At 61.7% G+C, this 24,634-nt stretch carries 25 protein-coding genes, 2 tRNA genes and 1 pseudogene; 9 read left to right on the top strand and 19 right to left on the bottom strand.

Annotated features, from left to right (window positions below):
- Position 1 precedes the first annotated feature (1 nt).
- The 5 genes from AC1Z3V_RS20165 to AC1Z3V_RS20145 all read right to left on the bottom strand — a co-directional run bounded on the left by AC1Z3V_RS20165 (position 2) and on the right by AC1Z3V_RS20145 (position 5,668).
- Positions 2 to 1,006, bottom strand: a complete 1,005-nt coding sequence (locus AC1Z3V_RS20165) for an ABC transporter permease (RefSeq protein WP_483501319.1) — start codon at positions 1,004 to 1,006, stop codon at positions 2 to 4.
- Positions 1,006 to 1,986 carry an ABC transporter permease gene (locus tag AC1Z3V_RS20160; protein WP_429812610.1) on the bottom strand — a complete coding sequence of 327 codons (981 nt, stop codon included), beginning with the start codon at positions 1,984 to 1,986 and terminating at the stop codon, positions 1,006 to 1,008. The genes AC1Z3V_RS20165 and AC1Z3V_RS20160 overlap by 1 nt, the downstream gene beginning before the upstream one ends.
- Positions 1,983 to 3,479: a sugar ABC transporter ATP-binding protein gene (locus AC1Z3V_RS20155; RefSeq protein ID WP_483504121.1), complete on the bottom strand. Its 1,497-nt coding sequence runs from the start codon at positions 3,477 to 3,479 to the stop codon at positions 1,983 to 1,985. Before AC1Z3V_RS20155 ends, AC1Z3V_RS20160 begins: the two co-directional genes overlap by 4 nt.
- Before the next feature lie 269 nt (positions 3,480 to 3,748).
- Complete coding sequence (rhaS, locus tag AC1Z3V_RS20150) at positions 3,749 to 4,738, bottom strand: rhamnose ABC transporter substrate-binding protein (protein WP_173515571.1); 990 nt, start codon at positions 4,736 to 4,738, stop codon at positions 3,749 to 3,751.
- Positions 4,739 to 4,855: 117 nt separating this feature from the next.
- Positions 4,856 to 5,668: a DeoR/GlpR family DNA-binding transcription regulator gene (locus AC1Z3V_RS20145; RefSeq protein WP_483501317.1), complete on the bottom strand. Its 813-nt coding sequence runs from the start codon at positions 5,666 to 5,668 to the stop codon at positions 4,856 to 4,858.
- 202 nt (positions 5,669 to 5,870) lie between these two features.
- Here AC1Z3V_RS20145 and AC1Z3V_RS20140 point away from each other — a divergent pair, with 202 nt between their 5' ends.
- From AC1Z3V_RS20140 to AC1Z3V_RS20105, 8 genes and pseudogenes are all read left to right on the top strand, one after another.
- Positions 5,871 to 7,970 (top strand): bifunctional rhamnulose-1-phosphate aldolase/short-chain dehydrogenase, encoded by a 2,100-nt coding sequence (locus AC1Z3V_RS20140; RefSeq protein ID WP_483501315.1) that lies wholly within the window; start codon positions 5,871 to 5,873, stop codon positions 7,968 to 7,970.
- Between the two features lie 14 nt (positions 7,971 to 7,984).
- Complete coding sequence (gene rhaI, locus AC1Z3V_RS20135; protein WP_483501313.1) at positions 7,985 to 9,280, top strand: L-rhamnose catabolism isomerase; 1,296 nt, start codon at positions 7,985 to 7,987, stop codon at positions 9,278 to 9,280.
- Positions 9,281 to 9,430: 150 nt separating this feature from the next.
- Positions 9,431 to 9,685 carry a GlsB/YeaQ/YmgE family stress response membrane protein gene (locus AC1Z3V_RS20130; RefSeq protein WP_483501311.1) on the top strand — a complete coding sequence of 85 codons (255 nt, stop codon included), beginning with the start codon at positions 9,431 to 9,433 and terminating at the stop codon, positions 9,683 to 9,685.
- 124 nt (positions 9,686 to 9,809) lie between these two features.
- A complete protein-coding gene (locus tag AC1Z3V_RS20125; protein WP_429812622.1) occupies positions 9,810 to 9,998 on the top strand; it encodes a hypothetical protein in 189 nt (62 codons plus the stop codon).
- Between the two features lie 83 nt (positions 9,999 to 10,081).
- Positions 10,082 to 10,543 carry a YbaK/EbsC family protein gene (locus AC1Z3V_RS20120; protein ID WP_247958125.1) on the top strand — a complete coding sequence of 154 codons (462 nt, stop codon included), beginning with the start codon at positions 10,082 to 10,084 and terminating at the stop codon, positions 10,541 to 10,543.
- Between the two features lie 103 nt (positions 10,544 to 10,646).
- Positions 10,647 to 10,973, top strand: a complete 327-nt coding sequence (locus AC1Z3V_RS20115) for a DUF930 domain-containing protein (RefSeq protein WP_429812624.1) — start codon at positions 10,647 to 10,649, stop codon at positions 10,971 to 10,973.
- 84 nt (positions 10,974 to 11,057) lie between these two features.
- Positions 11,058 to 11,135, top strand: a pseudogene (locus AC1Z3V_RS20110) (DUF930 domain-containing protein); the annotation flags it as partial.
- A 503-nt stretch (positions 11,136 to 11,638) separates the two neighbouring features.
- Positions 11,639 to 12,886 (top strand): glycosyltransferase family 2 protein, encoded by a 1,248-nt coding sequence (locus AC1Z3V_RS20105; protein ID WP_483501309.1) that lies wholly within the window; start codon positions 11,639 to 11,641, stop codon positions 12,884 to 12,886.
- Positions 12,887 to 13,005: 119 nt separating this feature from the next.
- Here AC1Z3V_RS20105 and AC1Z3V_RS20100 read toward each other — a convergent pair whose 3' ends face one another.
- From AC1Z3V_RS20100 to AC1Z3V_RS20050, 11 genes are all read right to left on the bottom strand, one after another.
- Entirely contained in the window at positions 13,006 to 13,227 is a 222-nt protein-coding gene (locus tag AC1Z3V_RS20100; RefSeq protein ID WP_483501308.1) for a hypothetical protein, read from the bottom strand.
- Between the two features lie 522 nt (positions 13,228 to 13,749).
- A tRNA-Phe gene (locus AC1Z3V_RS20095) sits at positions 13,750 to 13,825 on the bottom strand.
- Between the two features lie 338 nt (positions 13,826 to 14,163).
- Positions 14,164 to 14,376, bottom strand: coding sequence for a DNA gyrase inhibitor YacG (gene yacG / locus AC1Z3V_RS20090; protein WP_429812633.1), 213 nt, complete (start codon positions 14,374 to 14,376; stop codon positions 14,164 to 14,166).
- Between the two features lie 5 nt (positions 14,377 to 14,381).
- On the bottom strand, positions 14,382 to 15,002 hold the full coding sequence (locus AC1Z3V_RS20085; protein WP_429812636.1) for a Maf-like protein: 621 nt from the start codon (positions 15,000 to 15,002) through the stop codon (positions 14,382 to 14,384).
- A 150-nt stretch (positions 15,003 to 15,152) separates the two neighbouring features.
- The gene (infA, locus tag AC1Z3V_RS20080; protein ID WP_004435948.1) at positions 15,153 to 15,371 is read right to left on the bottom strand and encodes a translation initiation factor IF-1; all 219 of its coding nucleotides are present in this window, start codon (positions 15,369 to 15,371) and stop codon (positions 15,153 to 15,155) included.
- A 271-nt stretch (positions 15,372 to 15,642) separates the two neighbouring features.
- The gene (locus tag AC1Z3V_RS20075; protein ID WP_483501306.1) at positions 15,643 to 16,110 is read right to left on the bottom strand and encodes an arsenate-mycothiol transferase ArsC; all 468 of its coding nucleotides are present in this window, start codon (positions 16,108 to 16,110) and stop codon (positions 15,643 to 15,645) included.
- 13 nt (positions 16,111 to 16,123) lie between these two features.
- A complete protein-coding gene (locus tag AC1Z3V_RS20070; protein ID WP_173515559.1) occupies positions 16,124 to 16,600 on the bottom strand; it encodes a UPF0262 family protein in 477 nt (158 codons plus the stop codon).
- The gene (gene hisD, locus AC1Z3V_RS20065; protein ID WP_483501304.1) at positions 16,597 to 17,901 is read right to left on the bottom strand and encodes a histidinol dehydrogenase; all 1,305 of its coding nucleotides are present in this window, start codon (positions 17,899 to 17,901) and stop codon (positions 16,597 to 16,599) included. The genes AC1Z3V_RS20070 and hisD overlap by 4 nt, the downstream gene beginning before the upstream one ends.
- Positions 17,902 to 18,048: 147 nt before the next feature.
- A complete protein-coding gene (locus AC1Z3V_RS20060; protein ID WP_483501303.1) occupies positions 18,049 to 18,489 on the bottom strand; it encodes a DUF2948 family protein in 441 nt (146 codons plus the stop codon).
- A gap of 105 nt (positions 18,490 to 18,594) precedes the next feature.
- A complete protein-coding gene (gene murA / locus AC1Z3V_RS20055; protein ID WP_483501301.1) occupies positions 18,595 to 19,887 on the bottom strand; it encodes a UDP-N-acetylglucosamine 1-carboxyvinyltransferase in 1,293 nt (430 codons plus the stop codon).
- 252 nt (positions 19,888 to 20,139) lie between these two features.
- Complete coding sequence (locus AC1Z3V_RS20050; RefSeq protein ID WP_483504120.1) at positions 20,140 to 20,334, bottom strand: hypothetical protein; 195 nt, start codon at positions 20,332 to 20,334, stop codon at positions 20,140 to 20,142.
- A 208-nt stretch (positions 20,335 to 20,542) separates the two neighbouring features.
- Between AC1Z3V_RS20050 and AC1Z3V_RS20045 the strand changes: the two genes are divergently transcribed.
- Positions 20,543 to 20,617 (top strand) — tRNA-Thr (locus tag AC1Z3V_RS20045).
- Between the two features lie 529 nt (positions 20,618 to 21,146).
- On the opposite strand, the gene pncB is transcribed toward AC1Z3V_RS20045, so the two are convergent.
- From pncB to AC1Z3V_RS20030, 3 genes are all read right to left on the bottom strand, one after another.
- Positions 21,147 to 22,451, bottom strand: a complete 1,305-nt coding sequence (gene pncB / locus AC1Z3V_RS20040; RefSeq protein WP_483501299.1) for a nicotinate phosphoribosyltransferase — start codon at positions 22,449 to 22,451, stop codon at positions 21,147 to 21,149.
- Between the two features lie 37 nt (positions 22,452 to 22,488).
- Positions 22,489 to 23,088 (bottom strand): bifunctional nicotinamidase/pyrazinamidase, encoded by a 600-nt coding sequence (gene pncA, locus AC1Z3V_RS20035; RefSeq protein WP_429812655.1) that lies wholly within the window; start codon positions 23,086 to 23,088, stop codon positions 22,489 to 22,491.
- A gap of 174 nt (positions 23,089 to 23,262) precedes the next feature.
- Positions 23,263 to 24,444: a polysaccharide biosynthesis/export family protein gene (locus AC1Z3V_RS20030; RefSeq protein ID WP_429812658.1), complete on the bottom strand. Its 1,182-nt coding sequence runs from the start codon at positions 24,442 to 24,444 to the stop codon at positions 23,263 to 23,265.
- Between the last annotated feature and the right edge of the window lie 190 nt (positions 24,445 to 24,634).

The raw sequence follows: 24,634 nt of genomic DNA, 5'->3' as shown, positions 1-24,634 counted from the left end.
CTCAATGCGCAAGACGGTGGCGCGCGCGCCGCCAGAGGATCGGAAGCGCGATCACCGAGATCAGCAGCAGGCCGATGAAGATCGACATGACAATGCCAGGCACGTTGAGCAGGCCGAAGCCGAAGGTCACCATGCCCATGATCAGCGCCGCGAGCACGACGCCGGGAATGGTTCCGGAGCCGCCGAGAATGTTGACGCCGCCGAGCACGACCATCGTCACCACTTCGAGCTCCCATCCGAGCGCGATCGAGGGACGAGTGGAGCCGAGGCGTGAAGTCAGGCAGATCGAGGCGAGCCCGGCCATCAGCCCGGTCAACAGGAAGAGGATGAACTTGATGCGTGCGACCCGGATGCCGGAGAAGAGCGCCGCCGTCTGATTGTTGCCGATGGCATAGACCGCACGGCCGAAATTGGTCTTGTGCAGCACGACGCCGTAGACGACAGCAAGGAGGACGAAGAGCGTGAACTCGAAGGAGAACACCCACCAGACATATCCCTGGCCAAACCAGGAGAAGCTGTCGGGATAGCCGGTGAAGGCCTGGTCGCCAAGGATGATGAAGGAAAGCCCGCGAAAGAGACTCATGGTACCGATGGTCACCACGATGGACGGAAGCCCGAGACCGGTGATCAAAAGGCCGTTGATGGCGCCGCATACGAGGCCGACGGAAAGGCCGATCGCCACCAGCGCCGGCGTATCGAAACCGAGCTGGACGGCATAGCCCATCGCCGTCGAGGCGAGCGCAATGACCGAGGCCACCGAGAGATCAATCTCGCCCGAAATGATCACCAGCGCCATGGCAAAGGCGATCATCGCCTTTTCGGTGAAGTTGAACGTCGCGTCCGAAAGGTTCCAGGGGTCGAGGAAGTACGGCGATGCCAGCGAGTTGCCCAGGAAGATCAGGCAGGCGACGACGAAAAGCAGACTTTCCCAGCTCTTCAAGAGACGCGCGCCACGGCCTTCCAGGCGATCGGGGACGTTGCGCGGGGTAAGGTGGGTCTCAGCCATCAGACAGCCTCCGCCTTTCTCAAGATGACGCGTCCCTTGCGCCGTTCGGCGCGAGCGTTGACGGCAACGGCAATGATGATGACCATGCCCGAAATCGCCATCTGGGCGAAGGGCGAGATGTTGATGACCGGCAGGGCATTCTTGATCACGCCAAGAAACAGCGCGCCGAGCACCGCGCCTGCGACAGTGCCGATACCGCCGGCGATCGATATGCCGCCGATGACGCAGGCCGCGATGATATCGAGCTCGAAACCGGCAGCGATGTCGACATAGGCGACGGCGTAGCGCGACACCCAGAGATAACCGGAAAGCCCGGCGAGCGCACCCGAAAGGCAATAGGCCGAGAAGCGGGTTCGGCCGACGTCGATGCCGGTATAGACGGCCGCATGCGGATTGCCGCCGACGGCATAGAAGGCGCGCCCGAGCGCCGTTCGGCTCATCAGCAGGAAGACGAGCCCGATCATGACCAGCGACAGCCAGGAGAGAACCGGAAATCCGACAAGCTCGTCACGCGGCAGCGCCTTGAACGCGTCGCTCATCTGGTGGGCATTGATCCACTTGCCGCCGCTCAGGAGGAAGATCAGGCCGCGATAGATGGTGAGGGTGCCAAGCGTGACGACGATCGGCGGAATATCGAGCTTCCAGACGAGCGCCCCGTTGATCATGCCGAGCGCCGTGCCGAGCGCGATCGCTGCAAGGATGATCAGCGGGATCGGCAGGCCCGGAAAGGCCGCGTTCAGCATCGCGGCCACCATGCCCGAAAGCGCCAGGTTGGCGGCCATCGAAAGGTCGATGCATCGCGTCAGGATCACGGCCATCTGGCCAAGCGCCAGAATGATCAGGATCGACGTATCGTTGTAGACGCGCGCAAGATTGGCGGGCGCCACGAAGGGTGGAAAGCGCAAGGTGATCAGCGCGAGCAGCACGGCGATCGCGCCGACGAGCAGGAGCTCACGGTTCTTGAGAAACTTCGCCATCATGCGGCCTCCTGAATGCCGGCGGCGGCGCGCACCAGCTTTTCCGCCGTCAGTTCGGCGCGCTCGAACCGCCCGGCAATCCGGCCCTCGCGCATGACGATGACGCGGTCGGACATGCCCATGATTTCGGGGATTTCCGAGGAGACCATGATGACGCTCAGACCTTCGGCCGCCAGCTCGCTCATGAAGGCATGGACCGCCGCCTTAGAACCGATATCGATGCCCTTGGTCGGCTCGTCGAGTATGATCACCTTCGGCCTCGTCGCGAGCCACTTGGCGATGACGACCTTCTGCTGGTTGCCGCCTGAAAGCGTGCCGACATCCTGGTCGAGCGAAGCGGCGCGCAGGTCGAGACGCGAGGTGTATTCGCGGGCAAGCGCGAACTCGTTGGCAAGTTTCAGGAAACCCGAGCGCGAGGTGCGCGACAGCGACGGCAAGGTGACGTTCTGGAAGATCGGCAATCCGATGATCGCTCCCTGCCGGCCGCGCTCTTCGGGCACATAGACGATGCCGCTGCGGATCGCTTCGGACGGGCTGCGGATTACCAGCACCTCGCCGTCGAGCCGAACCGCACCGGCGGAAGGCCGGGTGACGCCGATCAGCGACTGCATGAACTCCGAGCGGCCGGCGCCGACGAGGCCGTAGAATCCGAGGATTTCGCCCCGGCGAAGCTCGAAGTTGATGTCCTCGAATTCGGTCGGGTGGCGGTAGCCCGAGACGGTCAGCACCGGCTCGCCGATCGCCACGTCCTTCTTCGGGTAGACCGAGCCGACGGCGCGGCCGACCATGAGGCGCACCAGCTTATCCTGGCTGACATCGGCGATCAGTCCCTCGTCCACCATGGTTCCGTCGCGGAAGACGGTATAGCGATCGGCAATGCGGAAGATCTCGTCGAACTTGTGGCTGATGAAGAGGATCGCCTTGCCGTCGGCCTTCAGTCGCTCGACGAGAGCATAGAGCTCATGGATTTCCTTGTGCGACAGCGCGGCGGTCGGCTCGTCCATGATGACCACCTGGGCGTCGACGGAAAGGGCGCGGGCGATCGCGACGAGGTGTTTCCTGGCGATGCCGAGATCGCGGAGCCGGATCGTCGGATCGAAATCGGCACCGGCTCGCGCCAGCAGGGCGCGCGCATCGGTATTGAGCTTCTTCCAGTCGATCAGCCCGAAGCGGTTGCGCGGGGCGTGGCCGAGGAAGATGTTCTCGGCAACCGAAAGCTCATCGAAGAGTACGGTTTCCTGGTGGATCGCGGTGACGCCGGCGCGGGCCGCGGCAAGCGCCGTCGGGAAATGCACCTCCTGATCGCCGACGGAGATCGTGCCCTGGTCCGGCTGATAGATACCGGTCAGGATTTTCACCAGCGTCGATTTGCCGGCGCCATTTTCGCCGATCAGCGCGGTCACCGATCCCGGATAGAGCGACAACGAAACGTCGGAGAGCGCCTTGACGCCAGGGAAGGACTTCGAGATCCCCTTAAGCGCGATGGCGGGCTTTATCCGCGATGTGAGCGTATCCTGGAGCAAGAGTCAGTCCACCAATTCAGTCGTTTCAAGTAGGCAGCGGTCTTTACGACGAGGCCGCCTTCATCTTCTTTCGGAGAAGGAAGCCCCCTCACCCTAGACCTCTCTCCGCCAGCGGGGAGAGGGACACGCTAGTGGGTGCCGACGCTCATGAAGGGCGAGGCGTCGCCACGTGTTCCCTTCTCCCCGTCGGACGGGGAGAAGGTGGCCGGCAGGCCGGATGAGGGGCAAACTCCCTTCGCAGATCAGAAGATCTTGGCGAATTCCTCGACGTTCTTGGCGTCGTAGACGAACGGATCGGCCATGGCGCCTTCATTGTTGTCGTCGAGCTTGACCGTGCCCATGCGGCCCATCTTCAACTCGGCACCGGGCTTGGCCTCCGCACCGTTGATCAGGTCGTAGGAAAGCATCGTCGCGGAATAGCCGAGGTCGATCGGGTTCCAGATCGCAAACGATTTGGAGGCGCCCGACTTCACGTGGCCGGCCATTTCCGAGGGAAGGCCGAGTCCCGTGACGTTGATCTGGCCGATCTTGCCGGCGTCGGTGACGGCCTGCGCCGCCGCAACGATGCCGACGGAGGTCGGCGCGATGATCGCCTTCAGGTTCGGATAGGACTGGATGAGCCCTTGTGTCTCGCGATAGGATTTGTCGGCAAGGTCGTCGCCATAGACGGTCGCGACGACGTTGATGCCCTTGTAGTTGCCCTGGACCTTCTTCATCTCCGCGATCCAGGTGTTCTGGTTGGTCGCGGTCGCCGAAGCGGACAGCACGGCGACGTCGCCGCCCTCAGGCAGGTTGTCGGCGGCAAGCTTGATGATCATGTTGCCGATCAGCGCATTCGAGGACGGGTTGAGATGCATCATCCGGCCTTCCTTGGCGACGCCGGAATCCCAGGAGATCACCTTGATGCCGCGGTCCATCGCCTTCTTCAGCGCCGGCACCAGGGCGTCGGTGTCGTTGGCGGAGACGGCGATCGCGTCGACCTTCTGGGCGATCAGCGAATTGATCACTTCGATCTGGCCTTCCGCCGTCGTCGAGGTCGGGCCGGTATAGATCACCTCGACATCGCCCAATTCCTTGGCCGCTTCCTGAGCGCCCTTGTTGGCAGCCTCGAAGAAGCCGATGCCCAGCGCCTTGACGACGAGGGCGATCTTCTTGTTTTCCGCATGTGCGGCATTGGCCATCAGCGCCAGCGAAACGGCGGCCGTGACCATCAGTGACTTCAGGATCTTCATGCTCATTTCCTCCCATTGACCGTGCGCGAAACACGCAGCCGGCGCGACTTCCTCCGTTCGGCAACGACCCGGCCCCTTATCGACCGTGACCGTCACCTTCCCCTCACCTCGCCCGCTTCAGGCGGACGAGGACATGTTCTCCGCATCCATGCCGGCCCTGCTGCTAGCAACGACCAGCCTCACCCCGGCATTTTCGAGCATCGCGGCATGCCTGTCCTCGATGCCCGAATCCGTGATCACCGTGGCGATCCGCTTCAGCCCGCAGAGGATGAGGCTGGAGCGCTTGTGAAATTTCGACGAGTTGACCAGCACGACGAGTTCGTCGGCCTGGTCGATGAGCTTCTGTTCCGCCTGGATCAGAAGCGGATCGGCCTCCATCAGGCCGAGCGGCCCCAGCCCTTGAGCCCCCATGAACATACGGCGCGCATAGAAGTTGCGCGTCACGTCGTTGTCGAAGGGGCTGAGGATGATGTTCTGCTCGCGGTAGATCGTGCCGCCCGACAGCATCACCGTGTTCTTCGAGTGCTTCAGCAGATGCTCGGCGATCGGGAAGGAATTGGTGAACACCTGCATGCGGCGATTGCTAAGGAAATGCACCATCTGGAAGGTGGTCGTGCCGCCATTGATGATGATCGGCTCGCCATCCTCGCAGAGTGCCACCGCCTCCTTGGCTATCGCCTGCTTCTCGCGGGCATGCAGTCCCTCGTTGACCTTGAACGGACGGCCGGCAAGCCCGACGAATTGCGGCGGGTTGATCGCCTCGGCGCCGCCGCGCACGCGGCGCAGCTTCTTCTGTACGTGAAGCGCTGCGATGTCGCGCCGGATCGTCGCCTCGGAACTGTCGGTCAGATCGACCAGTTCCTGGACGGTGACGACGGGTTTTTCCTGAACCGCCGACAGAATGATCCGGTGTCTTTCTTTCTCGTGCATACGCTCCTCCGATACCATCAATGCTTCCATCACGATCGACCATTGTCAATCACAATCAATCATATTTTTTCATTGTGCAGCGCAATATGCGCGAACTTGATCGTTTTTGATTGACTTTAACACTCAAGTCCTGTGATCTGATGCCAACCACATCTCTGCGCGGCCGCCAAGCCGCGCGGCATCAGACCGGGAGGAATTCGAGATGCTCGACAAGCAGCAGGGCGCACGACTTGCAAACCTTTGGGACGAGGCAAAGGCTGCCGGCATGAGCGAATCCGAGCGTTTGCTCTACCGCTCCAACCTGCTCGGTTCCGACAAGCGCATCACCAATTACGGCGGCGGCAACACCTCGGCCAAGGTGATGGAGAAGGATCCGCTGGGCGGCGGCACGGTCGAGGTTCTCTGGGTCAAGGGTTCGGGCGGCGACGTCGGCACGATCAAGCTCGACGGCTTCGCGACGCTCTACATGGACAAGCTCAACGCGCTGAAGTCGATCTATCGCGGCGTCGCGTTCGAAGACGAGATGGTCGGCTACCTGCCCCATTGCACCTTCAACCTCAACCCGCGCGCCGCCTCCATCGATACCCCCCTGCACGCCTATGTGCCGAAGAAGCACGTCGACCACATGCATCCCGACGCGATCATCGCGATTGCCGCATCGCAGAACAGCCGCGAGCTGACGGCAAAAATCTTCGGCGACGACATCGGCTGGCTGCCGTGGAAGCGACCGGGCTACGAGCTCGGCCTGTGGCTGGAGAAGTTCTGCCTGGAAAACCCCAAGGCACGCGGCGTGGTGCTCGAAAGCCACGGCCTTTTCACCTGGGGCGACACGGCCAAGGAAGCCTACGAGACGACGATCGAGATCATCAACAAGGCGATTGCCTGGTTTGAAGCCGAGAACACCAAGCCGGCCTTCGGCGGCGCGGTGAAGCCGGTGCTTGATGATCTTGCCCGCGCCGATGTCGCCCGCAAGCTGATGCCTGTCATCCGTGGGCTGATCAGCGCCGACGAGCGCAAGGTCGGTCATTTCGACGACAGCCAGGCGGTGCTCGATTTCGTCACCGCGCGCGACCTGGAGCCGCTCGCAGCGCTCGGCACGAGCTGCCCCGACCATTTCCTACGCACCAAGATCCGGCCGCTGGTGATCGACTTCGACCCGGCCAATCCCGATATCGACAGGACGCTTGCCGCCCTTCCCGAGGCGATCGCTGCCTATCGCGCCGACTATGCGGCCTATTACGAGCGCTGCAAGCATGCCGACAGTCCTGCCATGCGCGACCCGAACGCGGTCGTCTATCTCGTGCCCGGCGTCGGCATGATTACCTTTGCCAAGGACAAGGCAACCGCCCGCATCTCCGGCGAGTTCTATGTCAACGCCATCAACGTCATGCGTGGCGCCTCCGGTGTCTCCACCTATGTCGGCCTGCCGGAACAGGAGGCCTTCGACATCGAATACTGGCTGCTTGAGGAAGCCAAACTCCAGCGTATGCCGAAGCCGAAGAGCCTGGCCGGCCGGATCGCGCTCGTGACCGGTGGCGCCGGCGGCATCGGCAAGGCGACCGCCAACCGGCTGATGCAGGAAGGCGCCTGCGTGGTGCTGGCCGATATAGACGAGGCTGCGCTCGCCGCCGCTGCGAGCGAGCTTTCCGCACGCTACGGCAAGGATTTCGTGCGCTCCGTCAGCATGAACGTTACCAGCGAAGAAGCCGTGGAGAACGGCTTCCGCGACACGATGCTCGCCTTCGGCGGCCTCGACATCCTCGTTTCCAATGCCGGCCTTGCTTCCTCCGCCGCGGTCGAGGACACGACACTGGCGCTTTGGAACAAGAACATCGAGATCCTGACGACCGGCTATTTCCTCGTGTCGCGCGAGGCCTTCCGCATCTTCCGCCAGCAGAAGGCCGGCGGCAACGTCGTCTTCGTCGCCTCCAAGAACGGCCTTGCTGCCTCGCCCGGAGCCTCGGCCTATTGCACCGCCAAGGCGGCCGAGATCCATCTGGCCCGCTGCCTGGCGCTCGAAGGTGCCGCGGCACAGATCCGCGTCAACGTCGTCAATCCGGACGCGGTGCTGCGCGGCTCGAAAATCTGGACGGGCGAATGGAAGGAGCAGCGCGCCGCCGCCTACAAGATGGATGTCGACGACCTGGAAGCGCATTATCGCGAACGCTCGATGCTGAAGCTCAGCGTCTTCCCGGAGGACATCGCCGAGGCGATCTACTTCCTCGCCTCCGACATGTCGGCGAAATCGACCGGAAACATCATCAACGTCGACGCGGGCAACGCCCAGTCGTTCACGCGCTGATCGAGGAGAACGCCATGACGACGATGATGATCAGCCAGGCAACGATCGAGGCCGACAACGACAGCCGTCTTGCGGCGCTTCGGCGGGACTATGAGAGCCTCGGCGAGCGGCTCGACCGGCGCGGTATCGCGATCGATGAAATCAAGCGCAAGGTCGCCGCCTATGGTGTCGCCGTCCCCTCCTGGGGTGTCGGCACCGGCGGTACGCGCTTTGCCCGCTTCCCCGGCAAGGGCGAACCGCGCAACATCTTCGACAAGCTCGAGGATTGCGCAGTCATCCAGCAATTGACCAGGGCGACGCCGACCGTTTCGCTGCATATCCCCTGGGACAAGGTCAGCGACATCTCCGAACTGAAGCAGAAAGGCACGTCGCTCGGCCTCGGCTTCGACGCGATGAACTCCAACACCTTCTCCGACGCGCCGGGCCAGCAACATTCCTACAAGTTCGGCTCGCTGTCGCACGTCGACGCCGCCACGCGCCGCCAGGCGGTGGAACACAATCTCGAATGCATCGAGATTGGCCGGCAGCTCGGCTCGAAGGCGCTGACCGTCTGGGTCGGCGACGGCTCGAATTTTCCCGGCCAGAGCAATTTCACCCGCGCCTTCGAGCGGTATCTCGATGCGATGAAATCGGTCTATGCGGCATTGCCTGATGACTGGCGCGTCTTTACCGAGCACAAGATGTTCGAGCCGGCCTTCTATTCGACCGTCGTGCAGGACTGGGGCACCAATTACCTGATCGCCCAGGAGCTCGGCCCCAAGGCCTTCTGCCTCGTCGACCTCGGCCACCATGCGCCCAACGTCAACATCGAAATGATCGTCGCCCGCCTCATCCAGTTCGGCAAGCTCGGCGGCTTCCATTTCAACGATTCGAAATACGGCGACGACGATCTCGACACGGGCGCGATCGACCCCTATCGCCTGTTCCTCGTCTTCAACGAGCTGGTGGATGCGGAAACGCGCGGCGCCAAGGGCTTCAGGCCCGCGCATATGCTCGACCAGAGCCACAATGTCACCGATCCGATCGAAAGCCTGATGACGAGCGCGACCGAGGTCTGCCGCGCCTATGCGCAGGCGCTGATCGTCGACCGCAACGCGCTCGAGGGCTGCCAGGAAGACAACGACGCGCTGATGGCGAGCGAGACGCTGAAGACCGCCTTCCGCACCGACGTCGAGCCGATCCTTGCGATGGCGCGACTTGAGAATGGCGGGGCGGTGGCGCCGGTCGCGGCCTATCGAAACAGCGGCTACCGCGCGAAAGTCGCGGCTGAGCGCCCGGCCGTTGCCGGCGGCGGAGGCGGCATCGTCTGATACCATCGAGCGGCGCCGTGTCCGCGGGGGCCGGCGCTGCCGCTTACGCCCAAGCGCTCAAAAAATCGCCTTACGATGAAATTGCCCCCTATCTGATTTCGATTCCTGATCTATCTTTCCAATCGAGATCCAATGGAAAGGGGACAATTCATGGGTATTGAAAGCATTCTCGTCTTCCTGATCGTCGGCGCCGTGGCCGGCTGGCTCGCCGGCCTCATCGTCAAGGGCGGCGGGTTCGGCCTCGTCGGCAATATGGTCGTCGGCATCATCGGCGCCTTCATCGCCGGCTTCCTCTTTCCGGCGATCGGCATCACCCTCGGCAGCGGCATTCTCTCCGCAATCCTGCACGCGACAATCGGCGCGATCATTCTCCTGGTGCTGATCCGAATCGTCAAACAGGCCTGATCCAGACCGGCGCGGTCACCCTTCGCGCCTGCGTTCCATCTGGACGCGCGAAGGGGGCTGTAGCACTGTAATCTGCTGGACGGGTCACCGGACGGAAACCGCATATTGCCAGAGGGAGGCCAGCATGAACGCGCTTTACACCGACAAGATCGAAACGGCGCTCAAGTCTTTCATCGCGGATCATCCGGGCATGCAGACGCGAGACCAGGCGATCATCGCAATCCTCGAGAACTGGTTCACCAGCCACGGCTACCTTCCCCCGCGGCAGGAAGGTCTTCGCCCGGAAGACCTTGACGCCTCCAACGACGATTGAGAGATTTGCGCACCCGGCGCAGAAGACGACCTTTGCCCCGCAGCTGATCGCCCTAGCTTTTTCAATAACGTGAACCGTTCGCCATGAGCCTTGCCTCCGTCAAAGACTTCTTTTCCCAGCATGCCCCCGACATCGACGTCATCGAGCTGCAACAGAGCACCGCCACGGTTGCGCTTGCGGCCGAGGGCCACGGTGTCGAGCCGGCGCAGATCGCCAAGACGCTGGCGCTCCGTGTCGGCGACGACGTGATCCTGATCGTTACGCGCGGCGACGCCCGCCTCGACAACAAGAAGTACAAGGCCCGCTTCGGCACCAAGGCCCGCATGCTCGGCTTCGACGAGGTGGAAGCGGAGACCGGGCATCCGGTCGGCGGCGTCTGCCCCTTCGGCCTTGCCAAGCCGCACAGCATCTATTGCGACGAGTCCCTGAAGGCCTACGACATCGTCGTGCCAGCAGCCGGCGCCACCAATGCGGCCGTGCATATCAGCCCCGCCCGCATCGTCGAACTGACGGGCGCCGAGTGGATCGACGTTTCCGAAGCGTGATCTCCGCGCCTTGGAATGGCCACAATGCTTAACTGAAACCGCAGGCGCGTCCGGGAGTGATTTGCCGGGACCGGTTCTTTTTCATCGCAGGAATTCGTCGAGCATGAAGACAATCGCGTACCCGCTCATCTTCGCCGCCACATTCTCCCCGGCATCGGCGATGGACCAATCCCTGGTACGCCAGTTCGAAAAGCTTGACCCTCAGACCCGCTTGGAACAGCGATGCGACACCGAGGCGATGGAGCGCATCAACGCCGACAAGTCGACCTTCAAACCGGACAAGGTCATCGCCTACACCTTCGCCGAACCCATCGTGAAGGAAGACAAGATGAAGGCGCCGGGCGCAGTCTTCCGCAGCCAGGGGGAGTGGTACAAGCTGAAGTTCAAGTGCCGTACCGACGCGGAGCACCTACAGCGCCGCGCGTCTTAGCTGACGCGCAAAGGTCGCTGTAGCACTTTGATTTGCTGCATGTTTTGTCCTTTAATCGGTTACGATTAAAGGAAACATGCAGTGGATGTCCTGTCGTTCGAATACAAGATCGGCGAGCTTGTACCGCACGAGAGCTGGGACCAGTTCTACCTCTACCCCTGACGGACGCGCCGCCCGAACTACTGGCCGTTGTTAGAGAACGGCCATCAGAAACAGCAGCGAGCCGAGCGACAGCGCGGCCATGATGCTCATCAGCATCTTCATCATATGAGCTGCCATTTCGTACATCCTTCTCTGCTCCCTTAGGAATGAACGAATGCGTCTGCTTTGGGGCGGGTCGCTCGATGAACACGGGGTTCGAGCGTCGTTGTACAGCCATCGAGACTGCCTCAGCATGGTTAACAAATCGCTAACGGAGGGTTCTGCTCCCCTTCTATAACCGTGGCCCGCCGCCCCACCTCTGTTCAAGATAAGGCTCACGCAAGATCGAGGCGGAATAAGGGAACGTCGGATGGACCCTTCGCGCATTGCCCCTTGCGCCTGGAGGTGTCCGGCCCTGCCGATGCATCGCCAGCCACTGCTGTTTCGCGCCGGCGGTGCAAGCAAACGCGATGCGAGCGGTCTGCCGAGGGCTCGATGTCGCATGACTGTCAATGGAGAGGCGAGTGAGCCAGGTTAAGCTGAGCATCTGCATTCCCACCTATAACCGCGCGCCCTTCCTCGAAAAGGCGCTCGACTACTTCGTCGCACTCTACCAGTTCTCCTACAAGTACGAGATCGTCATCTCCGACAATGCCTCGACCGACAGCACCCGGGAGATCGTCGATCGCTTTATCGCCAAGGGGCTGCCAATTCGCTATTTCCGCCAGTCGGAGAATTTTGGCGCGATTTCCAACGTCATCAGCGCCGTCAGCCGCGCGGTCGGTGAGTACACGGTCTATCTGGCTGACGACGACGTGCTCATCAACGATGGCTTGCGCGAGGCGATCCGCTATCTGGATCTCAATCCCGAAGTGACCGCCTGCTTTGCGCCCTGGTACACGCATGACGAGATCGACGGATGTGACGGTGCGCCGTTCTACTCCGTCGACAAGGATATGAAGTTCAAGAAACGGGAATTCGAGCCGGTTTTCGATTTTCTCATCGACCGACATGTCTTTCCCGAGATCGGCATTTACCGGACCGCAGCTCTGCGCTCCGCTTGGGCACCCCGGCACATCGCCTATTGGGCCTTCGCCTATCTCGCGCATTTTCTAGAACTGGGCGCCGTCGCCTTTCTGAAGAAGCCGTTCTATCGTCAGGTGATACGGTCCAAGATCGTCCGCGATCGGGCGCAGGCTGGCCACGCTGAAACACTGACGGGCTGGGACACGTATCGCGGCGGCCTTGAATACTTCCTCTATAGCGGCGCCAAACGCGGCGCTGTGAAGCTGACTGCCGATCGCCGCGCCTACCTCGACGCGCAGATCAAGGACTTCACCATGGTCCGCATGAGCGTCGCCTTACGCATGTGGATGATGAAGAAGGACTACGTTCGCGCCTATGAACTCTACACGCGGCTGATGCTGGGCGGCTTCGAGCACCATCCCGAAGTGCAGCAGGTACGAGGGGCGCTGCCCCTCCTGGTCGCTCTCCAGACCGTCACGTGGCACACGAACGCGATCGCGGAAATCGATCGGCTCGTCCTTCACGGCGTGGACGACCATGGCGCGATCGAGGCACTGTTGCGCGAGCTTGGCCTGCGCTCCGAAATCGCCGTCATTCCGCCAACGACACAAATGACAGCGGACGAGATTGCCCGTACCGCCGTGTTCATTACCGCCGATAGCGACCGCAAGCATTATCTGCGCAACGGTCACCCGCCGAACCTGGTGGTCAGCGAAGGCGATATTCTCAGTCATGTTCTGATCTGAAACGAAAGGGCGCCACGGCGCCCTTCCTTGTTTTCATGGATGTCATCGTCTGAGAGACAGACCGGCGGTCGATAGCCAAGCGGCATTTCGGCCCATCGGCTTCCTCTCACGTGCTCTTCCTACTTGCGCATGATGCCCTTGTAGTAGGAACCGTTTCTCGGCGGCGGGCGATTTACGGTCTTTCCGGGCGGATTGTACTTCTCGCTCTGGTGGCCTTCATTGACCGGCGTCGGTGACACGCCCTTGTAGTAGCTGCCTCCTGCGAGAGCGGGAACGGACGCACCGGCGGCGATCGTTGCTGCGACGAGCGTTGCTAAAGAGAGCCTGGCAAATTTACGCATTTCTAATCCTCGGTTGACCCTGCCACGACCCTGTTTTTATTGCGGTTTCGTGACATCGATTACGCGGCGAAGACGTTCGCCGCTCAGGTCCTCCCGGGCGTGAGAATAGGCGGAAGCTGCGACGGACGTGTAACGCAGGTAACAGCCGCCCGGTCTCGTCTGCGATGTAGTGGACGATCAATGCAGATCAGCGATGGGCCGGAGTTGTTACGCAAGCCTACTCAACGCTCGGCTGGCATACGCTGGTCATCGCTCCCTTCGCGCAAACGCGACCACTCAACGGGAATGACTGCAGGATGCTCGACGCCGCTTCGATGGTGGCCGTCAGCGTCTGAGCGAAAGTCGATTGCTACGAGATGCGCTTCCAAGCCGGTTTGGGAAACGGGGTGACAATGAACGCGTTCCAGCGCTCGCGGTCGTCTCTCGTCCTGAAGCAATCTCTGGCTTCCTTAAAAATCTCTTGGACGCATCGCGTCATTGACGCTTCAAGCGCCATGGAAACCAGATCTTCGAGAAGAAAAATGGTGCCCGGAGGCGGATTTGAACCACCGACACGCGGATTTTCAATCCGCTGCTCTACCAACTGAGCTATCCGGGCATCCTGCCGTTTCGGGCAGCGGTCCCTTGCGGAACCATCGGGGCGCTTGTGTTTGCCCCGGAAGCGAGCGGGGTTATAGCATCTTGTTCGGCGGTGTCCAGCGCCAAATGAAAGTTTTTTGACCGAAATCCTGTGGACAGCTGAAAAAACCAAAAAGACAAAGAGATTCAGAGAGATCGTGTTCGCCTCCCCCGGTACGCTGCACGAGGAAATGGTCTTCGGGGGCCGAAAACGGCGGCCGCATTCACCGGCGGCGCGCAGGAACTTCCGGGCGTCGCTCACGGCAGAGATGTGCAGAGGGGAAGGCCGGGCCTGCGCCCCGGCCGCAGCGGTACGCCCTAGCGATCGTCGCCGTCGTCGGCCTTCGACTCATCGTCAGCAACCGGAATGGCATAGGAGCCGGAAAGCCAGCGGTTGAGGTCGACGTTGCGGCAGCGGTCGGAGCAGAAGGGATAGTGCTCCCGATGCGACGGCCGGCCGCATTCCGGGCAGGGTCGAGGCGCCCGCAGGGGCGCGACGTTCGAACCGCTCTTCTTCGTTTCCTCGGTCACCGGTCTCAGCCTTCCAGCCAACGATTGTGCACATCGTAGCCTTCGCCGACAAGCAGGCCGACGGTTTCGTAGAGTGGCAGGCCGACGACGTTGCTGTAGGAGCCGACGAGTTTCACCACGAAGCTGCCGGCAATGCCCTGGATGCCGTAGCCGCCCGCCTTGCCGCGCCATTGGCCCGAGGCGAGATAGCTTTCGATATCGAAACCGGACAGGCGCTTGAAGCGCACCTTGGTGTCGACCACCTTCTGCCTGAGCGTCTTGTCCGGGGTGATCAGGCAAACGCCGGTATAGACGCGGTGGCTGCGGCCGGAGAGCAGGTGCAATGCGCTGGAGGCTTCGCTGACGAGTTCCGGCTTCGGCAGGATACGCCGGCCGACGCAGACGACCGTATCGGCCGCCAGGATATAACTTCCGTCCCAGCCGGGCTCGCCCTTGATCGCCGCAAGTGCCGCCCGCGCCTTCTCAGCCGACAGGCGCCTTGCGAGCGAACGCGGATGTTCGGCACGCTTCGGCGTCTCGTCGAGATCCATCGGCATCAGGCGCGCGGGCTCGATGCCCGCCTGCGCTAGAATTTCGACGCGACGCGGCGAGCCGGACGCCAGTATCAGTTTCTTGGCCACTGTCATCGGAACGAACCGTCACTCCAGAGCAATTCCAGCAAAAATGCGTTAGGCGGTTTTGCGTCTGGAATTGCAATCCAAACCGAAGGTTAGAGCGTTTTCGCGATTCGAAGAAGAAGCGGAAATGCTCCAGGAATTGCGTAGAGCCGGAGCGGCTTACTTGAAGCGGTAGGTGATACGGCCCTTGGTGAGGTCGTACGGGGTCATTTCAACGAGAACCTTGTCGCCGGCCAGAACGCGGATACGGTTCTTGCGCATGCGGCCGGCCGTGTGAGCAATGATCTCGTGCTCGTTTTCGAGCTTCACACGGAAGGTCGCATTGGGAAGCAATTCCGTGACCACGCCCGGAAATTCAAGGACTTCTTCTTTCGCCATGTAGGACTGTTCTTTCCATCTTTGTTTAGGGATACGTCAGGCATCCCGAAAAATTCGCCGGAAACTACACAATCGACGAGGATTTGTGAACCGTCTAACGCCGGCTTTTGCGCTTTTGTGACGGCTACGGCGCCGCGCGTCCTATCAGAGGCGCAGAAGTCGCTATAGCACTTTGAACCGCCGCATGTCTTTAGCCTCAAATCGGTTGGAATCTAAGAAGACATGCAAAAGAGCCGTCGTCGGAAACCAGCCACGGATTTCGATGAAGCTCTTAAGTTTTCCCTCGTCTGTGCGAGCCGACCAACCGGTGCTGGATCAGCGTCGAAAGGTGATCGCGTACGGCACGGTAGGCATCGACGATCTGCTCGCGGGTGCCGACAGCCACCGTCGGGTCCGGCGTCGGCCAGTAGACCACGTCGACGGCCATCGAGCGAGTCAATTCGAGCGCCTTGTGGTGCGCCTCGGGCGCCAAGGTGACGATGAGGTCGAAGTAATCGTCTTCGAGTTCGTCCAGCGTGTGGGGCTGGTGACGGCCAAGGCTCAGGCCGACCTCGGCCATGACCACGTCGACAAACGGATCGCGTTCACCGTGCCTCACACCGGCGGAGGCGACATAGGTCCCCGCTGGCAGCGCCGCCTTGGCCAGCGCCTCGGCCATCGGGGAGCGGATAGCATTCATGCCGCACATGAAGAGGACCGAGCGGTGCGTTTTCAAATGCGGTGCCTCGGTTCCCGTCATGCCGGTCCCGCCTCTACCCGCGCCAATAGAGCACGCAGACGAGCGTGAACAGGCGGCGGGCGGTGTCGAAGTCCAGCCGGATCTTGCCGGACAGGCGATCCATCAGGGTCTGAGAACCCTCGTTGTGGATGCCGCGGCGGCCCATATCGATCGCCTCGATCTGGCTTGGTGTCGCCGAACGGATCGCCTCATAATAACTCTCGCAGATCATGAAGTAGTCCTTCACGATCCGGCGGAACGGTGTCAACGAGAGGATGTGGGTGGCGACGTCGCCACCTTTTTCGGTCGAGATCGCGAAGACCAGCTTCGCATCGACGAGCGAGAGATTGAGCCTGTAAGGTCCGCCGGGATGGCCGACGGGTTCGAACAGGTTCTCTTCGAGCAGGTCGAAGATCGCAACTGCGCGCTCGTGCTCCACGTCAGGCGTCGAGCGGCCGATGGTTTCGTCCAGAACGACATCGCAGAGGCGCAGGTTGCGGTCCGCCTTCATCCAGCATCCCCGAGATTGAGGCGAATGGCGACGGAGCGCGCATGGGCCTCAAGGCCCTCGGACTTGGCAAGCACGATCGCCGCCGGCCCCAGGATCCGCAACTGCTCGGGATCAAGCCGCAGGATCGACGTGCGCTTCATGTAGTCGAGCACGCCGAGGCCGGAGGAAAAGCGCGCCGAGCGCGCCGTCGGCAACACATGGTTGGAGCCGCCGACGTAATCGCCGATGACCTCCGGCGTGTGACGGCCGACGAAGATCGCGCCGGCATTGCGGATCTTGGCGACCATCGGCTCGGGATCGGCGAGCGCGAGCTCGAGATGCTCGGCGGCGATGCGGTTGGCCAGCGGCACGGCCTTTTCGAGATCGGGCACGAGAATGACGGCGCCGAAGTCGCGCCAGCTTGCCGATGCGGTATCGGCGCGCGGCAGCGTCTTCAGTTGCCGCTCGACGGCATCCTCGACCGCCTGGCCAAAAGCCGGATCGTCGGTGATCAGGATCGACTGGGCGCCGACATCGTGCTCGGCCTGGGCGAGAAGATCGGCGGCGATCCAGTCCGGGTCGTTGTTGCGGTCGGCAATCACCAGCACTTCGGATGGGCCGGCGATCATGTCGATGCCGACGGTGCCGAAAACCTGGCGCTTGGCGGCGGCCACATAGGCATTGCCCGGGCCGACGATCTTGGCAACCGGCGCGATCGTCTCGGTGCCATAGGCAAGGGCGGCTATGGCCTGCGCGCCGCCAATACGGTAGATTTCCTCAACGCCGGCAAGCCTTGCTGCGGCAAGCACCGCCGGGTTGATCTGGCCGCCGGTCGCCGGCACCACCATGACGATGCGGGGGACGCCCGCCACCTTCGCCGGCAGCGCGTTCATCAGCACCGAGCTCGGATAGCTCGCCGTACCACCAGGCACATAAAGGCCGACGGCATCGACCGCCGTCCAGCGCGAACCGAGGCCGACGCCCATGGCGTCCTCATAGACATCATCCTTCGGGCGCTGGCGGGCATGGTGGGCCTCGATGCGCGTGGCTGCGACCTTGAGCGCGCCCAGAACCTCCGGCTCGACCGCCTGGATCGCCGCATCGATCTCGGCGGCGCTGACGGCCATCGGCGTCACGGCGAAATCGACGCCATCGAAACGCTTGGAGTATTCGGCGAGCGCCGCGTTACCGCGCGCGCGCACGTCGTCGATGATCGCCTTGACCACCGCATTGACGTCCTCGGACACCTCACGCTTGGTCGTCAGGAATGACGCGAACTTTTGTTCGAAGTCACCATCGAGAAAATTGAGCCTGATTGCCAAAGGGGACGTCCTTGTATGCCAGTGTCGTTCGGGTCTACAGCGCCGCGCGTCCTTGTGAGACGCGCTAAGGTCGCTGCACACTTTAAAGCTGCTGCATAATTTTGCCCTTAAATCGATGCCGATTTAAGGACCTATGCAGTAGCAGGCTCAAGCACCTTCGGGATGCTTGGGCTTGAAAGCGGTTTCCCACGCCCCGCCAGTATCCGCAAGCTGCGTTTCGATGCATTCGACGTCAAGCGCGATCGACGCATCGCCGGCAAGAACCAGTTCGAGCTTGCCTTCCGGCCCCTCGCCGCTGACCGTGAACTTGAGCGTCAGCAGGTCGAGCACCGCTTCATCGTCGCGCCGGTCAAAGCCGACCGAGCGGACCGCATTCACCCGCTTGAACAGGAGCAGCGCGCGCCGACGCTCGAAAGAGCGCCGCTTGCCGTCGGCCGTCTCCCAGACGAAGCGGTTGACGACGAGCGAGAACTGCTTGCGGCGGGCATCGTATTCGAGACCCGATACCTTGAACACGGCGTCCTGGACGTGGGCGGAGACGACAGCGAGATCTTCCTCGTCGAGCGCCAGCAGCTTCAGACCATTCATGCCGTCCATTCCTTTCGTTTCGCCGCACATTTTCCGTGCCACAATTGAAATGGACATAGGATGTTGCGCCTGAAACCGCAACGGTATCAGGCGCAACCGATCAAATCAGTCGCTGACGCGCTCGACATGCGCGCCGCAACGGGTGAGCTTCTCCTCGAGCCGCTCAAAACCGCGATCGAGATGATAGACGCGCGAGACCATGGTTTCGCCTTCGGCAGCAAGACCGGCGATGACGAGCGAGACCGACGCGCGAAGGTCCGTCGCCATGACCGGCGCGCCTTTCAGCCTGCTGACGCCCTCGATCTTGGCCGTCTGGCCGGAGAGCGAGATCTTGGCGCCGAGGCGGGCAAGCTCCTGCACGTGCATGAAGCGGTTTTCGAAGATCGTTTCGGTGATATGCGAGGTGCCGTTCGCCTTGGTCATCAGGCCCATGAACTGCGCCTGCAGGTCGGTCGGGAAGCCCGGGAAGGGATCGGTGACGATATCGACCGGCTTGATGCCGGCGCCGTTGCGCACGACGCGGATGCCGCTGTTCGTCTCGGTGATCTCGGCACCAGCCCGGCGGATCGCTTCCAACGCGGTGTCGAGCAGCGCCATACTGGTGTCTTCGAGGATGACGTCGCCGCCGGTCATGGCAACGGCCATGGCATAGGTGCCGGTCTCGATCCGATCCGGCAGCACGCGGTGGCGAGCGCCGGAGAGCGAACGGACGCCTTCGATGGTGATCGTCGGGGTGCCTTGCCCGGTGATCTTGGCGCCCATGGCGTTCAAGCAGTTGGCGAGGTCGACGACTTCAGGCTCGCGCGCGGCGTTGCCGAGCACCGTCGTGCCGTTTGCAAGCGTCGCCGCCATCATCAGTACGTGGGTGGCGCCGACCGATACCTTCGGAAAGGTGTAGCGCGCGCCGATCAGGCCGCCTTCCGGCGCCGTCGCGTTGACGTAGCCGCCGTCGATCTCGATGTTGGCGCTGAGCGCCGTCAGGCCCTCGATGAAGAGATCGACCGGGCGCGTGCCGATGGCGCAGCCGCCCGGCAGCGAAACGCGCGCCTTGCCTTCACGGGCCAGCAGCGGGCCGATCACCCAGAAGCTCGCGCGCATCTTCGAGACCAGCTCGTAAGGGGCGGTCGTATCGACGATGTTGCGGCAGGTGAAATGGATGGTGCGGGCGTAGCTTTCGCCCTGGCGCTCGCGGCGGCCGTTGACCGAGATGTCGACGCCATGGTTGCCGAGGATGCGGATCAGTTGCTCGACGTCGGCGAGATGCGGCACGTTTTCGAGCGTCAGCGTGTCGTCGGTCAGAAGCGACGCGATCATCAGCGGCAGGGCCGCATTCTTGGCGCCGGAAATCGGGATGACGCCGTTAAGCTGGTTGCCGCCTACAATCCTGATGCGATCCATGAGGCCTCTCGAACGGGCTTGGCCCGCCTTTCCAAAAATTTTTCGTGTTGTCTGAAGGCGCCTCTTTAGTGGAGACGCCGCGAAATTAGAAGTGCCTTGAACGCCGCGCGCCCATTCGGACGCGAAGGTCGCCATAACGGTGAAGTCGCTGCCCTCGGCCGACCCGACCGAGGGCATTTATGCAATTGGACGCCAGACGGCTGAGCCGCCCGCAAACGGGAAGGAGCCGGCGAATGCCGCCCCTCCTCCGTACTAATCTTGGGATTCGTCCGTTTTTGCGGCAGGAAGGCCGTTTGCCTCGTCGGCGGCGCCCGAACGGCGCGCCCGCATCTGCTGCTTGCGGCGCTGGAGATTGTCGCGCAAGTTCCTGGCAAGACGCGCCTTTTTCAGGTCCGCTTCGGTCGTATCCTTTTTCTTCGTCTGGCGCGTCTCGCCTTCGGCCCGCAACCCATCGGGCTCCGGCCGGCTTTTTTCGCCATCTTTGTCGTCTATCTGCATGGTCATGCATTAGCGCAAAACCAGGGTCTTCGGAAGCGGCGGGAACTTTTCTCACAGGTCTTCACGAAAAACTTTGAAAACCGGCTTGCACTCCCCGCTCAGCTATGGCAATAGCCCCCTCGCTTGATGCGGCTGACACACCAACCGGCCGCCAGATGCTGCTATAGCTCAGGGGTAGAGCACTCCCTTGGTAAGGGAGAGGCCGAGAGTTCAAATCTCTCTAGCAGCACCAGTTTCTCTCAAGATATTCAATCGCTTGCCTCTTGCACGGCCACTGCAATGCCTGACCGGGCTTTACCATTGAACCGGCTGCTCGGCGTCAAACCTACGGACGGACCGCGAAGACTGCTCGCGTCGCGGGGTTGCCGATGAAACTGTGCGGGCAACGAAGAGGCCCGGTTCCAAGCCGTGAGCTGAGGCGGCACGCCGCCCGGCCCGACACCGGGGGGAACGTATCTCCCGATGTCGCGTTACCGTTTCAAAGGCAGTCACGTGGAGACTTTCAAATGAAGGGTATCATTCTCTGGCTCATGGGCGTGCCGCTCATCGTCATCATTCTTCTCTACATGTTCGTGTTTTAGAGAGATAAAACGCAACGGCAGGTTGGCGCCTTAACGCAACCTTAAGATTTCACTGCCAGATTTGACATTGCGATGATGGACAGTCGCAACATCTTTGATCCCCTTTTGAAACCGGCGCCTGCCGGTTTCTTTTTTTGAGCGACGGAAAGCCGCTCACACTTTCCTGCAATCGCCTTGCGGCTAGACCTTGACGGCCTGTTCGACGAAATCTTCCGAGCCGAAGAACTTGAGGTAGCGCTTAACCTCGGCCGGGTCGCCGGTGGCCTTGCGCGGATTGTCGGAGAGCTTGACCGCCGGGCGGCCGTCGGCCTCGCTGACCTTGCAGACGATCGAGATCGGATTGAGGCCGCTGATTTCCGTTGGGGCGCAGCCGGCGAAATCGTTGGTGAGATTGGTGCCCCAGCCGAAGCTCATGCGCACGCGTCCCTCGAAATGGCGGTAGGTCTCGATGATCGTGTCGACGTCGAGGCCGTCAGAGAAGATCAGGAGCTTCTCCCGCGGGTCTTTGCCCATCTTCTTCCACCAGGTGAGGATCTTCTCACCACCCTCGATCGGCGGCGCGCTGTCCGGGCGGAAGCCGGTCCAATCCGCAACCCATTTGGGCGCATTGCGCAAGAACGCCGCCGTTCCGAAAGAGTCGGGCAGCACGATCAGGAGGTTGCCGCCATAAAGCTGATTCCAGTCCTGCAACACCTTGTAGGGTGCAGCCGCAAGTTCCTTGTCGTTTCGGGCAAGGGCGGCCGCCACCATCGGCAGTTCATGCGCGTTGGTGCCGAGCGCTTCCAGATCCGTATCCATGGCAAGCAGCACGTTGCTGGAACCCGAAAAGGAGCTTCCGATCCCTTCCTTCAGCGCCTCGACACACCAGCGCTGCCAGAGGAAGCTGTGCCGGCGTCGCGTGCCGAAATCGGAAATGCGCAAGTTCGGATATTGCCGGAGGCGCTCGACCTTGGACCACATCTTCGCCTTGGCGCGGGCATAGAGTACGTCGAGGGTAAAGGGCCCGAGCCCCTTCATCGCCGAGCGCGAACGCAACTCGTTGATGATCGCAAGCGCCGGGATTTCCCACATCGTGGTCTCGGCCCAGCGGCCGCTGAACGTCAGCTCGAACTGGCCGTCGCTGCGCTTCAGCTCGTATTCCGGCAGGCGGAACTTCGCAAGCCAGGCCAGAAATTCCGGCGAGAAGATCTGCTTGCGACCGTAGAACGTGTTACCGGCGAGCCAGATCATCTCCTTCTTGGAGAAGCGCAGTTCGCGCGCATGATCAAGCTGGTCGCGCAGTTCCTGCTCGTCGATCTCGTCGGCAAGCCGCACCGTCTTCGTGCGATTGATCAGCGAGAAGGTCGCATCGACATCCGGATAAAGCTGCCAGATCATCTGCAGCATCAAGAGCTTGTAGAAATCCGTGTCCAGCAGGCTGCGCACGATCGGGTCGAGCTTCCAGGCATGATTATAGACACGCCTGGCGATATCGGTCTTCGTCATTGGTGAAATCGCTCCTTCCTCAAAGCGAGGCTCGACACTAGTTCAGCTCGACACCGGCATCCCGCATGCGCGTGACCATTGCCTGAAGCGAACCGTTGAGGTCGATGCCTCGACAGGCTTCGAGAATGACGGATGTCGAGAAACCCTGCGCAACCGCATCGAGCGCAGAAAAGGCCACGCAGAAATCCGTCGCCAGCCCGCACAGCGTCACCTTCTTGATGCCGCGATCCCTGAGATAGCCCGCAAGACCCGTCGGGGTCCGGCGGTCGTTTTCGAAAAAGGCGGAATAGCTGTCGATCTGAGGCCGGAAGCCCTTGCGGATCAGGAGCTCGGCCCGCGTCCATTCGAGCATCGGGTGAAAATCGGCACCGGCGCTTCCCTGGATGCAGTGATCCGGCCAGAGCGTCTGGGCTCCGTAGGGCATGGCGATCATCTCGAAGGGTGTCTTGCCGGGATGGCTGGAAGCAAAACTCGAATGGCCGGCGGGATGCCAGTCCTGAGTCAGCACCACATGCTCGAAACGGCCAATCAGGCCGTTGATCATAGGCACGATCTCGTCGCCGCCTGCGACGGGAAGCGCTCCGCCCGGGCAGAAATCGTTCTGCACATCCACGACGATCAACGCGTTATCCGCCATAATTCATCCCTGCCTGCCAATGCCCATCGATCACCAAAATCGATTTAAGTCCAAGATCAATCACAGAATTTGAGCGACGACAAGCCGCTTCCGCATGCTTTGGAAATCAGGGCGATAGATAAGCGAAGGGCGCCGACCTTGCGGCCGACGCCCTGGATAAACCATTGACCGGGATCAATTGCCGTTGATGTTGTCGGCGATCGCGAAACCGGAATTGGCAATGCCGACCGGCTGCGCGATGAAGTTGAGGAACTTCGAGAAGTCAACCGACGGATGGCGCGATGCATAAATGACGTCGCGGTTCTTGACCGGGAAGGTCTGGCCGACGATCAGGCTATCCGGCTTGCTCATGTCGAAGCGGTAGACGATCGGATAGCGGCCCATGCTGTCGGTCTTCATGCCCTTGCGCAGCATCTCATTGAAGCGTTGCTGGCCGAGCAGGCTCATGACGACATCAGGCTCTTCGTAACGGAAGATGAAGTAGCCTTTCATATCGAGCGTATAGTCCGCGCCGCCGCCAGCAAGACCCATCGCCTCGAGCAGGTTCAGGTCGTTGGCGCCGAATTCCACGCGCTGGTTGGCCTTGACCGCACCGAGGATCGTGAAGCGACGCGGATCACGCGTCACGAAGATCTGGTCGCCCGGCTTGACGTGGATGTTTTCCGACGGATGTTCGATGATGGACTTCAGGAGGACCGTACCGGTCTTCTTGCCGCGCACCAGCGTGACATAGGTCTCATAGGGTTGAGCGACCGGGCCACCCGCCTTGGCGATGACCTCGTTGATCGTTTCGTCGACGAGGCTGAGCGGCACAACCGACGATTTGCCGACAGCGCCGGAAACAGTGACGTTTCGCGATGCGGTGCTCATGCTGGTGACGATAACGTCAGGCTCGACCGCCTTCTGCTTCAGCGCCTCCAGGATCTCCTGGCGCGCCTGCTCCAGCGTCAGGCCGGCGAAGTTGACCGGACCGACATAGGGGATAGCGGCCTTGCCATCCGGCTGGACGACCAGATCGATGCTTGTCTGCTTGGATTCGGAGGTTGAGAAGAGGCCGTCGCTGCCGGCTTCGAAGATAGAGACCCTGAGCTGGTCGCCAACGCCGATCACGACTCGGCCGACGCCGCCGCCAATGCCGAAGCGGCGGTTGAGCGTCGAAGAAACATAGTCGGAAACGAGGCGCGCGGAGCGTCCGTCCACATCGACAATATCAAAGACGGTCGCATTCTGCCGGCCGATCTCGGCGCCCGAATGGCCGGCATCCTTGACGATCGCTCCGGCCAGCGGCCCTTCGCCCGGAACAGCCTGGCATCCCACGAGGGCGGTACAAAGCAGAAGGGCACTGACTCGTTTCAACTACGACACTCCAAATTCGACACAGCCATGATTTTACTCACAGTTCCGCGCCGCATCATCTCCCGACCGGGAATTCGCCGGTCTCTGAAAAGCACAATCGCCGTCCCACAACAAGTCACCCGAAGACCAAGACGGCCAAAATATTTGGGGCCGCGTCTTTCTGGTCATACCTTCTCTACCTTGAGCGTGG

The organism is Ensifer sp. 38_S197 (assembly GCF_056924495.1).
This window is presented reverse-complemented; position numbering and strand designations above follow the sequence as displayed.